The sequence below is a fragment of the Tsukamurella paurometabola genome (genome assembly GCF_900631615.1).
GTDB lineage: Bacteria > Actinomycetota > Actinomycetes > Mycobacteriales > Mycobacteriaceae > Tsukamurella > Tsukamurella paurometabola_A.
The window spans coordinates 749,512-761,340 of sequence record NZ_LR131273.1; the positions used below are offsets into that span (position 1 = coordinate 749,512).

Below are 11,829 nucleotides of genomic sequence, written 5' to 3' on the forward strand. Positions count from 1 at the left end.
GGCATGCGCACCGTCGGACGCCTCCAGCCCTTCACGTCGACGATCTTCGCGGAGATCTCGGCGCTCGCCGCCGAGACCGGCGCGGTCAACCTGGGGCAGGGTTTCCCGGACACGGACGGTCCGGCGGGCATGCTCCAGGCCGCGAAGGACGCCATCGACGGAGGCCTCAACCAGTACCCGCCCGGCGACGGCCTGCCCGAGCTGCGCCGCGCCGTCTCCGCGCAGGTGGAGCGCGAGTACGGCCTGCGCTACGACCCCGACGGCGAGGTGCTGGTCACCGTCGGTGCCTCCGAGGGGATCGCGGCGGCGGTGCTGGGGCTGGTCGAGCCCGGCCGCGAGGTGATCCTGATCGAGCCCTTCTACGACTCGTACGCCGCAACGGTGGCGATGGCGGGCGCGCACCGCGTGGTGGTGCCGCTCGTCGAGGACGGCGGCCGCTACGTCCTCGACCCCGAGCTGCTGCGCGGCGCGGTCACGGAGCGAACCGCGGCGATCATCGTGAACTCGCCGCACAACCCCACCGGCACGGTGCTCTCCGATGCGGACCTGCAGCTCATCGCCGACGTGTGCGTCGAGCGCGATCTGCTCTGCTTCACCGACGAGGTCTACGAGTACCTGCTCTTCGACGGCCGCGTGCACCGGCCGCTCGCCGCCTTCGACGGGATGCGCGACCGCACCGTGCGGATCTCGGGCGCCGCCAAGACGTTCAACGTGACCGGCTGGAAGGTCGGCTGGATCACGGCGCCGCGCGAGCTGGCGGACGCCTGCCGGTCCGCGAAGCAGTGGCTCACCTTCACGGGCGCGACGCCGCTCCAGCGCGCCGTCGCGCACGCGCTCGACACCGAGTCGTCCTGGCTCGAGAAGCTCGCGCCGGCCCTGCAGGACAATCGCGACCTCCTCTCGGAGGCGCTGCGCGCCACCGGGTTCACGGTGCACCCGTCGGAGGGCACCTACTTCGTCGTCGCCGATGCGCGCGGGCTCGGCTTCGAGGACGCCGGAGCCCTGTGCAGGGCGATGCCCGCGCGGATCGGCGTCGCGGCGGTCCCGGTGAGCGCGCTCGCCGACGACCAGCGGCGCTGGGGGCACCTGCTGCGCTTCGCCTTCGCCAAGCGCGAGCACGTGCTCACCGAGGGCGCGCAGCGGCTCCGCGCGCTCGGACCGGGCGGCCGGACCTAGGCGAAGGCGGGGATGACCTCGCGCTCGAACAGCTCGAGTCCCGAGGTGTCGTAGGCGATCTCGGGGAAGTAGCAGATCGCGTAGGTCATGCCCTCGGCCTCGAGTCGCTTGAGGTTGGCCACGATGTCCCCGGGCGTCCCCACGCCCGGCATCCCGAGGTAGGCGCCCATCTCGGCGTCGACCGCCGCCTCCGGTACGTGCTCAAGCAGCCGGTTGCGCGTCTCGTCGAGGCGGGTCTGCACGTCGCGGGCGGCCTCGCCGATCGTGATGTTGTAGTTCGCGGAGCGGGTGATCGCGTCGAAATCGGTGCCCACGTCCGCACAGTGCTTCCGCAGCACCTCCGACTTGTGGGCGAAGCCCTCGAAGGTCCCGTCGAAGTTGGTGTACTGCGCGTACTGCGCGGCGATCCGCAGCGTCTTCTTCTCGCCGCCGCCGGCGACCCACAGCGGGATGCCGCCGTCCTGCGGCGGCCGGGGCTCGCAGAGGGCACCGTCCACCTGGTAGTACTTTCCGTCGAGCGTCGCCGAGCCCTCGGTCCACGCCTGCCGCAGGATCTGGATGCCCTCGTCCAGGCGGCCGAGCCGCTCGCCCGCCGACGGGAAGCCGTAGCCGTACGCCCGCCACTCGTGCTCGTACCAGCCGCCGCCGATGCCCATCTGCGTGCGGCCGCCGGAGATCAGGTCGACGGTGGCGGCGACCTTCGCCAGGTAGGCCGGGTTCCGGTAACTCATGGCCGTACACATCTGGCCGAGCTTGACGCGGTTCGTGGTCGCGGCCAGCGCCGACATCAGCGTCCACGCCTCGTGCGTCGCCTCGCGGCTCGGGACCGGGGTGGTGTGGAAGTGGTCGTACACCCACACCGAGTCCCAGGGGCCCGTATCGGCGCGCTGGGCCAGGCCGTTCATGACGGACCAGTGGTCCGCCGGGTCGATGCCGACGAGGTCGAAGCGCCAGCCTTGCGGGAGGAAGAGTCCGAATCGCACGCCTCAACCCTACGGAGGCCACGACGAACTTGTCAGTCGGTCCTCGTATCGTCGCGAGCGATGCAGGATTCGTTGTTCGACGGTGCCGCACCGCTCGCCCCGCATCGCCGGGAGCTGTCCGACGGTGCGTGGCTCGACGTGCGCACCGGGTGGCAGCCCGGCGCGGACGAGCTGTTCGCCGCCCTCCAGCGGGACGTTCCGTGGGTCGAGGAGCGCCGGCGCATGTACGAGCGGACGCTGCCCGTGCCCCGCCTGCTGCGCTACTACGGCGACGGGGCGGCGCTCCCCCATCCGGCCCTCACCGCGGCGCGGGACCAGCTCACGGAGCTGTACTGGGAGGACCTGCGCGAGCCCTTCACCTCGGTGGGGCTGTGCCTGTACCGCGACGGCGCGGACTCGGTGGCCTGGCACGGCGACACCATCGGCCGCGGCGCCACGCACGACACGATCGTCGCCATCGTCTCGCTCGGCGCCGCCCGCCCGTTCCTGATGCGCCCGCGCGGCGGCGGCGCGTCCACGAAGCTGACGGTCGGCCACGGCGACCTGCTGGCCATGGGTGGCTCCGCGCAGCGCACCTGGGAGCACGCGGTGCCCAAGGTGCCGCACGCGGGACCGCGGATCAGCGTGCAGTTCCGCGCCTCGGGCGTCCGATAGCTCACTGGTCATGACCTGGTGTGACAAGATGCAGGCATGATCGCGGACGGTCCGATTCCGAAGCACGAGCAGCTCCGGGCACTCCTGGAGCAGCGGTGCATGGAGGACCTCGAGCCCGGCGCCGCACTCCCCAGCGAGCGGCAGCTGTGCGAGGAGTACGGCGTCTCCCGGATCACCGTGCGCGAGGCGCTGCGGCAGCTCGTCGCCGAGGGCACACTGGTGCGGATCCGCGGCAAGGGTACCTTCGTCGCCGACCGGCCCGCACGGTCACGGCTGCACCTCGCTTCCTTCCACGAGGACATGCGCCGGCTGGGCCGCGCCCCGTCGACCGTGGTCCTGCAGACCGAACTGCGGGTGCCGCCACCGTCGACCACCTCGGCCCTGCAGATCCGTGCGGCCGACAAGGCCTACCACGTCAAACGCCTCCGCCTCGCGGACGGCGTGCCGATCTCCGTCGACGACGCGTGGTACCCGCAGGCGATCGCGCCGGGCCTCGACGCGCACGACCTGACGCAGTCGATCTACACGCTGCTGCGCACCGAGTACGGGCAGGCCATCGACCGCGCCGAGCAGTCCATCGGTGCGATCTCGTCGAGCGGGGAGCTCGCGCGCGTGCTCGGCGTCCCCTCCGGCACACCGCTGCTCGCGTTCGATCGGGTCGCCTTCGCGGGCGCCCGGCGAGTCGAGCACAGCTACTCCTGGTACCGCTCCGACCGGTACCAGGTGCAGATGACGGTCACCGAGACGGCCGACGCACCGTAGGACGGCGGACATCGTGACCTCACCCCCCGACGACGACGCCCACCGTTCCGTCGCCGCGCCGACGCCCGTTCGCGGGCACCGCAGCGTCGCGCCCGATCTGGCGCGCGGCTTCATGCTCGCCCTCATCGCCGTCGCCAACGTGCCGTACTTCCTGTGGGCCCGCCCCACGGGGACCGGCGGCCACGGCGCCGACGGCTCCTTCGCCGACCGCGTGGTGCAGACCGTCGCGATCACGGGCGTCGACGGCCGCGTGTACCCGATGTTCGCGTTCCTCTTCGGTTACGGCATCGTCCAGCTGTACGCGCGTCAGCTCGGCGCGGGCACCGCGCCCGCCGCCGCGCGGCGACTCCTGCGCCGGAGGCACTGGTGGATGGTGGTGTTCGGTTTCGTCCACGCCGCCCTGCTCTGGTACGGCGACATCCTGGGCGGCTACGCGCTCGCCGGACTCCTCCTGGTGTGGCTGTTCCTCCGTCGCTCGGATCGGACGCTGGCGATCTGGGCCGGGATCCTGGTCCTCCTCGCCGCCGCGTCCTCGGTGCTCGCCCTGATAGGGGCGGCATCGGACGGGGTGGACGGCGGCGCGGCGCCCGCGACGACGGACGCGAACGCCATCCCCGAGTACTGGGCGGCGCTGACCGAGCGGGTCGTGACGTGGGCCGTCATCGTGCTGCCGACGGCGGTCCTCGGGCTCCTCGTGCCCGCCGCGATTCTGCTCGGCATGCTCGCCGCCCGGCACCGCGTACTCGACGCACCGGCAGCGCACGTGCCGTTGCTCCGCCGGTGCGCCGTCGCCGGCATCGGACTGGGCTGGGCGACGGGCCTGATCCTGGCGCTCCAGAACCTGGAGGTGCTGCCGATCAGCCGCAGCACCGACTGGGCCTTCCTGCCCCTGTACGTCCTCGGCGGGCTGTTCGGCGGGCTCGGCTACGTGGCGGTGTTCGGTCTCGTCGCGGTACGCCTCGATCGGGCGCGGCGGGCCGACGGTGCGGTCGGCCGCGGCCCGGCGTTCGCGTCGGCGGTGCAGGCGCTGGGCAAGCGATCGATGAGCGGGTACCTCGCGCAGTCCCTGGTGTTCTCGCCGCTGCTCGCGGCGTGGGGGCTGGGCCTCGGCCAGTACCTGTCTGACTGGTCCGCGACGCTGCTGGCGATCGTCGTGTGGGCGGCGACCGTGGCCCTGGCCGTGCACCTGGACCTCGCCGGCCGGCGCGGACCGGCGGAGCGCCTGCTCCGGCACCTGGCGTACCCGCGACCAGCGGCCGGGACCGCGCGCCCCTACTCCGAGAAGCCGGACGACGGGGAGAAGCAGGTGGAGTAGAAGGCGCGGCCGAACGGGGTGATCTCGATCCGGCGACGGATGGTCTTCGCGTACCGACCCGCGCTGCTGAGCGCGTCGATCAGCTGCGGCTGCACCTGCAGCAGCTCGTAGCGCCGCACGTCCACCTGCTCCTTGGAGAACCAGATCAGGCCGAGGCGGTGCAGGTTGCCCAGGTACTCGGCGATCCGGTCCGGATTCCGGCACCCCGCGACCTCCGGGATCATCGACACGCCGGCGGCCACCGTCTCGGCGCCCACGCCGAACGGCCGGTTGGTGCGCACGTCGATCGCGGGCTGCGCACCGTCGTTGAACAGCAGCCGCAGGATGCGGGCCTCGTCCGGGCACAGCTCATCGAGGATGTGCTCGTAGGCGGGGTGCGGCGATTGCGCGCCGGCGGGCTCCGCGGACTGCGCGAGGAGACGATCGCCCTTGCGGCGGAGCTCCTCCGCGGTCGCGACGGGCTCGGGCGCGGCCTGCTCGAGCAGCTCGTCGACGACCTCGCCGTGCACCACGACGCGCGGGGCGACCTCGGTGGTCAGCGCCACGTCCACGAGATGGCCGGCTTCGCTGACGAACTGCTGGGTGAGGCGCTGGGCCGACCCGCCGAGTTCCCGCGTGACGCTGAACGCGGAGTTCGACACCCGGCCGAGGCGGCCCAGCAACCCGCCGGACTCCTGCTTCTCCGACGCGGCGATCTCTCCCCCGTCACGTACCGCGACCTCGCGGTTCGCGTCTGCACCCTCGTCGCCGGATGCCGCGGAGGCACGGGACTTCTCACTCACGTCTGTCACACCCCGAATATCGCTAGATGGAGGAACCCGGCGAAGGAGCCGAGCACCGCGCCGTGCAGGAACAGCAGCCACTCATCCTGCTTGATCGCGGACCGGAGCAACTCGCTGAGGTCCTCCGGACTGAGCTTGTTCATCCGCTCGATCACGAACTCGCGGACCTTGGTCTGCTGTTCGGCGACGAACTGCGGCTCGCTGACCGTCGCCTGCGCGACCTTGAGCGCCTCGGCGCCCACGAGCTGCGGCACCCGGTCGTACGCCTCCGAGCCGACCGACAGCTTGACGAACCCCCGGGCCCAGCCCGCCGCGTTGTCGATCGATTCGCGCAGCACCGATTCCACGGTCGCGCGCGTCCGGTCGGACCGCGGGCCGTGCAGCAACTCGTCGCAGATGTTCTCGATGGTGATCACCTTGTCGGCCATGACGATGGCGTACTGCTCGGCGATCTCCTTCTTCCGCTTGAGGAACAGCCCCTGCTTCCACGGCACCCACCAGGTCGGATGGATCGGCTCGAAGATCATCAGGATGCCGATGTAGTTGACGACGTAGCCGATCACGATCCCGCCGAGCGGCAGCAGCCACCAGTACGGGAAGAAGTGCAGCAGCGCGACGAGCAGGAAGCCCATGGGGAACCCGAAGTAGAAACCGAAGTTCTGCATGAACTTCAGCTCCTTGCGACCCATGTTGTAGAAGATGTCCTTCAGCACCGCCGGGTTGTTCGTCAGGTACCGGATCACCATGAGCTTGGCGTCGATGTAGTCGTCGATGTTCTCGCCGATGGTCGACGTGATCTTCCGGACGTCCTTGGGCAGCGAGGCGGAGACGCGGCGGTACACGAGGAGCTTGACGTCCTCGGGCAGGGAGTACCACAGGCGCGGATTCTCGCGCTGCATCACGGATTCGACGATCGACGGGATCATCGGCAGCGACGCCCGCGTGAGCACTTCGGAGACGTGCTCCGGATCCATCACTTCGTAGAACTCGGCGATACTGCCCACTTTGTTGAGCGACTTGTCGACGGCGATGCTCGCCATCTTCTCCGCTCGGGAGGGCACGATCCCCTGCCAGCCGACGCGGCCGTCGGGCTGGATCGCGGGGATCACCTGGACGCGCCGCGGGAGCAGCGGATAGAGCGTGGCCATGCCGGGCACCTTGACGCCGTAGAACTTCTTCGGCTCGAACAGCATGAGAATGCCGGTCCAGTTGGTGATGTAGCCGATGATGCCGGTGAACAGCGGAACGGTGATGAGGTGCTGGATCAGGTTCGCATCCATCGCACGCCTCCCGCACCGAGGCGTCCCGTCGAGCTCACCACAGGTCGTCCACCTTTCCCCGTCCGACAACATTCGCGCTCACGGTACTCAAGATTGTGAGAGGATTACGCCTCCAATCGATCACTGTGACCAGATGAACACGCCGGAGCGACGCGTCATTCACACAGTAAAGATCCAATCCCCCGTCGCCACATCGCGTTCCTCCAGATTCGCGATGGACCCGGGTTGGGAGTCCATCACCACGACGGGACAGATGGCACTCAACCCCTGGTCGCGAATCCCTTGCGGGGAGAACGAGATCAGCGGATCGCCGGCAGCCACCTTCGCCTTCTCCGCGGCCAGGACAGTAAAGCCCTCGCCATTCAGGTTCACAGTGTCGATTCCGATATGCACGAGAACACCGACGCCGCCGTCCGCGAGCACGATGGCGGCGTGCGGATGCAGCTTGAGCACCGTCCCGGACACGGGCGAGGCGACGACGGCGTCGGCACCGTCGGCGGGGACGGATGGTTCGATGGCGACGCCCGACCCCACCATCTCCCCCGCGAAGACCTCATCCGGCACGGCCGAGAGCGGCACGAGCCGCCCAGCCACCGGCGCGAGCACATCGGTCACAGGAGGTCCTGCACTTCCTCGGCGAGCGCGTCCGCCGTCGGGCCGACGACGACCTGCACGGCGGACCCCGCGACCATCACCCCGTGCGACAGCTTCTTGAGCGCGGCCTGATCGACCAGGCCGGTGTCCTTGACCTCACAGCGGAGGCGGGTGATGCACCCCTCCACCTCGTCGATGTTGTCGGCCCCGCCGAGACCGTTCACGATGTCCTGCGCCTTCGACATGCCTGCCGCCTTTCGGAGAGGTTCGGGGAAACCGACGCGCGTCGGACCGAACTGGTTATAACCTGTCGTCACCCTAGTGGACTCGTCCCTCGACAGGAGCGAAAAATGAGTTCCTCATCCGGATCCGGTATATCAGCACGGCGGCTCGATCTGAGCGGTCTCCAGAAACTCGGCCGCAGCCTCATGCTCCCCATCGCGGTGCTGCCCGCGGCGGGTCTCCTGCTGCGCCTCGGCCAGGACGATCTCCTCGGCAGGTTCGACTCCATGAAGACCGTCGCCGCCGTGATCGGCGGGGCCGGCAACGCGCTCATCTCGAACCTCCCCATCCTGTTCGCAGTCGGCATCGCGATCGGCTGGGCGAAGAAGGCCGACGGCTCCACCGCGCTCGCCGCGCTGGTCGGGTACCTCTCGTTCCAGGCGGTCGAGAAGGCCATGTCGCCCGTGGTGCTCGCGGGCAAGGTCGACAAGGCCGGGGAACCCGCGCTGGTCGACTTCGGCGTCCTCGGCGGCATCGTCATCGGCATCATGTCGGCGATGCTGTGGCAGCGGTTCTACAAGACGAAGCTCCCCGACTACATCGGCTTCTTCTCCGGCCGGCGCCTCGTCCCGATCCTCACGGCCTCGGGCGCGATCGTCGTGGGCGTGCTCATGTCCTTCGTCTACCCGCTCTTCAACTGGGCGCTCACCGGCCTCGGCACCTGGGTGACGGAGCACTCCGTCGTGGGCGGCGGCGTCTTCGGCACCGTCAACCGCCTGCTGCTCCCCCTGGGCCTGCACCACATCATCAATTCCGTCGTGTGGTTCATCCTCGGCGACTACACCGCGGCGAACGGCGAGGTCGTGCACGGCGACATCTCCCGATTCCTCCAGGGCGACCCCACCGCCGGCACGTTCATGACCGGCTTCTTCCCGATCATGATGTTCGGTCTGCCCGCGGCGGCGTTCGCCATCTACCGGTGCGCGAAGCCCGAGAACCGCAAGACCGTCGGCGGCATCATGCTCTCGGTCGCCCTCACCAGCTTCCTCACCGGCATCACCGAGCCGCTCGAGTTCTCCTTCATCTTCGTGGCCTGGCCGCTGCTCATCGTGCACGCACTGCTGACCGGCAGCTCCCTGCTCATCGCGAACTGGCTGGACATCCACCACGGCTTCACGTTCTCGGCGGGCGCCATCGACTACGTGCTCAACTTCGGCAAGGCGACCAATCCGTTGTGGCTCATCCCCATGGGCCTGGTCTACGCCGTGATCTACTACTTCTCGTTCAGCTTCATCATCAAGCGGCGCAACCTCAAGACACCCGGTCGCGAGGACGAGGACATGGAAGCGGAGGCCACGGCTTGAGCGAGCTCCTGCGCGGCACCGTCGTCACCCCCTCCGGGGCGATCGACGACGGTGTCCTGGCACTCGCGGACGGCAGGATCGCGGAGGTCGGGCCGGCCTCCGCATTCCCGCCCGCGACGCTCCCGGCACCGTCGGATCGCGTGTACCTGCCCGGCATGATCGACGTGCACTGCCACGGGGGCGGGGGCTTCGGCTTCCCCGACTCGGACGCCGACGGGGCCCGCGCGGCCGCCGCGCACCACCTCGGCCGCGGCACCACGACGCTCCTCGCCTCGCTGGTGTCGGCGGCGCCGGAGAAACTGCTGGAGCGGATCGCGACGCTCACGCCGCTCGTCGACGACGGCACCGTCGCGGGCCTGCACCTCGAGGGCCCGTTCCTCGCGCAGGAGGTGTGCGGCGCGCAGGACCCGCGGTACATCATCGACGGCGACCCGGCCCTGCTCGCCACGCTCCTCGACGCCGCGGGCGGCCGGATCCGGTCGATGACCGTCGCGGCGGAGACACCGCACTTCGCCGACCTCGCGCGCCAGCTCTCCGACGCGGGCGCCGTCGTCTCCGTCGGGCACACCGCCGGGGACTACGACACGGTCGCCGCCGCGCTCGGCACCCCGGACGGCCCGGTGAGCATCACCCACCTGTTCAACGGCATGCACCCCATGCACCACCGCCACCCCGGCGCCGTGGGCGCGGCGCTGAAGGTCGCGGGCGAGGGCCGCGCCGTCGCGGAGATCATCGGCGACGGAGTGCACCTCGCCGCCGGCACGGTCGCGATGGTCTTCGCGACCGTCGGGCCGGACCACGTCGCGCTCGTCTCCGACGCGATGCAGGCCGCCGGCATGCCCGACGGCCAGTACTCGCTCGGCCCCCTGGACGTCACCGTCGGGGGCGGCGTCGCACGCCTGACCACGCCCGACGGCTCGCCGGGCGCCATCGCGGGCGGCACCTCGTCGGTGCTCGACGTGGTGGTGCGCGCCGTCCGGCACTCGGGGGTGTCGCTCGCCGACGCCGCGCGCGCCGGCGCCACCACCCCGGCCCGGTTGCTGGGCCTCAAGGACCGCGGCGAGCTCTCCGCCGGCCTGCGTGCCGACGTGCTGGAACTCTCGGCCGACCTGGCCCTCCTGCGCGTGCTCCGGGCCGGCGAGCAGGTGTAACACCCCTCTCTCCGGTGCTACACTGGGTCATGCCCACCACCCGGCCCCGCCACGCGATCACGGAGACTCCCGAGGTCACGCGCGCGCTGGAGGTCGCACGGAGGAGGTGGCCGGCGCACGCCGAGAGTCCGTCGCGCCTGCTCCGCGAGCTGATCGCCGCGGGCGCGGAAGCCGTCGAGGAGTCGACCGACAGCGAGATCGAGCGGCGACTCGCAGCGGTCGCGCGGCTTGCCGGAAGCCTCAGCGGTGTGTACCCGGACGGCTACCTCGAGGAACTGAGGTCCGAGTGGCGAGAGTAGTCGTTCTCGACGCGAGTGTGCTCATCGCGTTCTTCGAGAGCAGCGATCCGTTCCACAGCCGGGCGATCCAGATCGTGATGGCGGCCACCGAGCGGGGCGATCACCTCGTCGCGAACGAGCTCACCGTCGCCGAGTTCCTCGTCGGACCCGCGCGGTCCGGCATCGTCGAGCGAGCGGAAGCACGCCTGTCGGAGCTCGGGGTCGGCCGCCGCGACTTCCCCGCTTCGTTCGCGCCCCGCCTCGCGACGATCCGCCATCGCGCGCGTGTGAAGCTCCCGGCCGCCGCGGTGATCCTCACCGCCGTCGACGCGGCTGAGGCGGGCACCGGCCCGGTGTCCGTGGCGACCTTCGACGCGCGGCTGCGCGCCGGGGCGGCGACCTACGGCATCGCCTCGGCGATCGAGGACTGACGTGGCTCAGGACACGGAGAGTTCGCCGCGGATCGTCGTGCTCGTGGCACCGCCGATCCAGATCGCGTCGCCGTCCCGCTCGACCTGCACGCGGCCGCGCCGGCCCAGCACGGTGCCCTGCGACGCGGTGTAGCGGTCGGGCAACGCGCCGGCGCCGGTCAGCCACTGCGCGATGCCCGCGTTGAGCGAGCCCGTCACCGGGTCCTCGGGCACGGCGAGGTCCGGGCAGAAGGCGCGAACCTCGACGTCGGCGTCCGCGCCCTCCGGGTACGCGCCCACCACGCCGATCTGCAGCTCCCCCATCGCCGCGAAGTCCGGCTCCAGCGCGAGCACCGCGTCGGCGTCGCGCAGCCGCGCCGCCACCCAGCCGGGGCCGTTGTCCACCCATTGCGCGGCGAGGATCTCCGCCGCCGGGACGCGCAGGCCCGCGGCGACCCGGTCGACGGTGGCCGCATCCGCCGGGCCGGACCGGATCAGGGGCGGCGCCGCGAAGGCCAGCGTCGCACCGCGGCGCAGCCGCACCAGCCCGGCGGCGCACTCCTGCACGACGGTGCCCGCCGTGGCGGGGACGCCGCCGTCCTCCAGCCACGCATGGGCGGTGCCGAGCGTCGGGTGCCCCGCGAAGGGCAGCTCGGCGCCGGGCGTGAAGATCCGGAGCCGGTAGTCGGCGGCGGGATCGGTGGGACGCAGCAGAAATGTCGTCTCGCTGAGGTTGGTCCAGCGTGCGAACGACGCCATCTGCTCGTCAGTGAGGTCGTCGGCGTCGTGCACCACCGCCACCGGGTTACCCCGCAGCGGCTCGGAGGAGAAGACGTCGACCTGGCGGAAGCGGTGCAT

Annotated in this window: 14 protein-coding genes; 8 read left to right on the forward strand and 6 right to left on the reverse strand. The window is 70.8% G+C overall.

Annotated elements, in window-relative coordinates; translation table 11 throughout:
- Nucleotides 1–3 precede the first annotated feature (3 nt).
- Nucleotides 4–1,176 carry a pyridoxal phosphate-dependent aminotransferase gene (locus ELY19_RS03900; protein WP_126195036.1) on the forward strand — a complete coding sequence of 391 codons (1,173 nt, stop codon included), beginning with the start codon at nt 4–6 and terminating at the stop codon, nt 1,174–1,176.
- Here the strand turns inward: ELY19_RS03900 and ELY19_RS03905 are convergent.
- The gene (locus ELY19_RS03905) at nt 1,173–2,159 is read right to left on the reverse strand and encodes an LLM class F420-dependent oxidoreductase (protein WP_126195037.1); all 987 of its coding nucleotides are present in this window, start codon (nt 2,157–2,159) and stop codon (nt 1,173–1,175) included. The genes ELY19_RS03900 and ELY19_RS03905 overlap by 4 nt on opposite strands.
- Nucleotides 2,160–2,219: 60 nt before the next feature.
- Between ELY19_RS03905 and ELY19_RS03910 the strand changes: the two genes are divergently transcribed.
- The 3 genes from ELY19_RS03910 to ELY19_RS03920 are packed head-to-tail and all read left to right on the forward strand — an operon-like array spanning nt 2,220 to nt 4,890.
- On the forward strand, nt 2,220–2,813 hold the full coding sequence (locus ELY19_RS03910; RefSeq protein WP_126195038.1) for an alpha-ketoglutarate-dependent dioxygenase AlkB: 594 nt from the start codon (nt 2,220–2,222) through the stop codon (nt 2,811–2,813).
- Between the two features lie 36 nt (nt 2,814–2,849).
- Nucleotides 2,850–3,575 carry a GntR family transcriptional regulator gene (locus tag ELY19_RS03915; protein WP_126195039.1) on the forward strand — a complete coding sequence of 242 codons (726 nt, stop codon included), beginning with the start codon at nt 2,850–2,852 and terminating at the stop codon, nt 3,573–3,575.
- Nucleotides 3,576–3,588: 13 nt separating this feature from the next.
- A complete protein-coding gene (locus tag ELY19_RS03920) occupies nt 3,589–4,890 on the forward strand; it encodes a DUF418 domain-containing protein (RefSeq protein ID WP_227967174.1) in 1,302 nt (433 codons plus the stop codon).
- On the opposite strand, the gene ELY19_RS23705 is transcribed toward ELY19_RS03920, so the two are convergent.
- The 4 genes from ELY19_RS23705 to ELY19_RS03940 form a co-directional block, all read right to left on the reverse strand.
- Nucleotides 4,848–5,681, reverse strand: coding sequence for an Abi-alpha family protein (locus ELY19_RS23705; protein WP_227967176.1), 834 nt, complete (start codon nt 5,679–5,681; stop codon nt 4,848–4,850). The two genes, ELY19_RS03920 and ELY19_RS23705, sit on opposite strands and share 43 nt — an antisense overlap.
- A complete protein-coding gene (locus tag ELY19_RS03930; RefSeq protein WP_126195040.1) occupies nt 5,678–6,952 on the reverse strand; it encodes a DUF445 domain-containing protein in 1,275 nt (424 codons plus the stop codon). The genes ELY19_RS23705 and ELY19_RS03930 overlap by 4 nt, the downstream gene beginning before the upstream one ends.
- Before the next feature lie 159 nt (nt 6,953–7,111).
- Nucleotides 7,112–7,567 (reverse strand): PTS sugar transporter subunit IIA, encoded by a 456-nt coding sequence (locus tag ELY19_RS03935; RefSeq protein ID WP_126195041.1) that lies wholly within the window; start codon nt 7,565–7,567, stop codon nt 7,112–7,114.
- The gene (locus ELY19_RS03940) at nt 7,564–7,791 is read right to left on the reverse strand and encodes a PTS sugar transporter subunit IIB (RefSeq protein ID WP_126195042.1); all 228 of its coding nucleotides are present in this window, start codon (nt 7,789–7,791) and stop codon (nt 7,564–7,566) included. The genes ELY19_RS03935 and ELY19_RS03940 overlap by 4 nt, the downstream gene beginning before the upstream one ends.
- 105 nt (nt 7,792–7,896) lie before the next feature.
- Between ELY19_RS03940 and ELY19_RS03945 the strand changes: the two genes are divergently transcribed.
- The 4 genes from ELY19_RS03945 to ELY19_RS03960 are packed head-to-tail and all read left to right on the forward strand — an operon-like array spanning nt 7,897 to nt 10,992.
- Entirely contained in the window at nt 7,897–9,132 is a 1,236-nt protein-coding gene (locus tag ELY19_RS03945; protein WP_126195043.1) for a PTS transporter subunit EIIC, read from the forward strand.
- A complete protein-coding gene (locus tag ELY19_RS03950; RefSeq protein ID WP_126195044.1) occupies nt 9,129–10,283 on the forward strand; it encodes an N-acetylglucosamine-6-phosphate deacetylase in 1,155 nt (384 codons plus the stop codon). Before ELY19_RS03945 ends, ELY19_RS03950 begins: the two co-directional genes overlap by 4 nt.
- Nucleotides 10,284–10,312: 29 nt before the next feature.
- On the forward strand, nt 10,313–10,582 hold the full coding sequence (locus ELY19_RS03955; protein ID WP_126195045.1) for a hypothetical protein: 270 nt from the start codon (nt 10,313–10,315) through the stop codon (nt 10,580–10,582).
- Nucleotides 10,570–10,992 carry a type II toxin-antitoxin system VapC family toxin gene (locus ELY19_RS03960; protein WP_126195046.1) on the forward strand — a complete coding sequence of 141 codons (423 nt, stop codon included), beginning with the start codon at nt 10,570–10,572 and terminating at the stop codon, nt 10,990–10,992. Before ELY19_RS03955 ends, ELY19_RS03960 begins: the two co-directional genes overlap by 13 nt.
- A gap of 6 nt (nt 10,993–10,998) precedes the next feature.
- On the opposite strand, the gene ELY19_RS03965 is transcribed toward ELY19_RS03960, so the two are convergent.
- Nucleotides 10,999–11,829, reverse strand: a complete 831-nt coding sequence (locus ELY19_RS03965) for a PhzF family protein (RefSeq protein WP_126195047.1) — start codon at nt 11,827–11,829, stop codon at nt 10,999–11,001.

Coding starts and splice junctions, on each gene's coding strand:
- ELY19_RS03900 (WP_126195036.1), top strand. CDS start 4: ATGCGCACCGTCGGACGCCTCCAGCCCTTCACGTCGACGATCTTCGCG.
- ELY19_RS03910 (WP_126195038.1), top strand. CDS start 2,220: ATGCAGGATTCGTTGTTCGACGGTGCCGCACCGCTCGCCCCGCATCGC.
- ELY19_RS03915 (WP_126195039.1), top strand. CDS start 2,850: ATGATCGCGGACGGTCCGATTCCGAAGCACGAGCAGCTCCGGGCACTC.
- ELY19_RS03930 (WP_126195040.1), bottom strand. CDS start 6,952: ATGGATGCGAACCTGATCCAGCACCTCATCACCGTTCCGCTGTTCACC.
- ELY19_RS03940 (WP_126195042.1), bottom strand. CDS start 7,791: ATGTCGAAGGCGCAGGACATCGTGAACGGTCTCGGCGGGGCCGACAAC.
- ELY19_RS03945 (WP_126195043.1), top strand. CDS start 7,897: ATGAGTTCCTCATCCGGATCCGGTATATCAGCACGGCGGCTCGATCTG.
- ELY19_RS03955 (WP_126195045.1), top strand. CDS start 10,313: ATGCCCACCACCCGGCCCCGCCACGCGATCACGGAGACTCCCGAGGTC.
- ELY19_RS03965 (WP_126195047.1), bottom strand. CDS start 11,829: ATGCACCGCTTCCGCCAGGTCGACGTCTTCTCCTCCGAGCCGCTGCGG.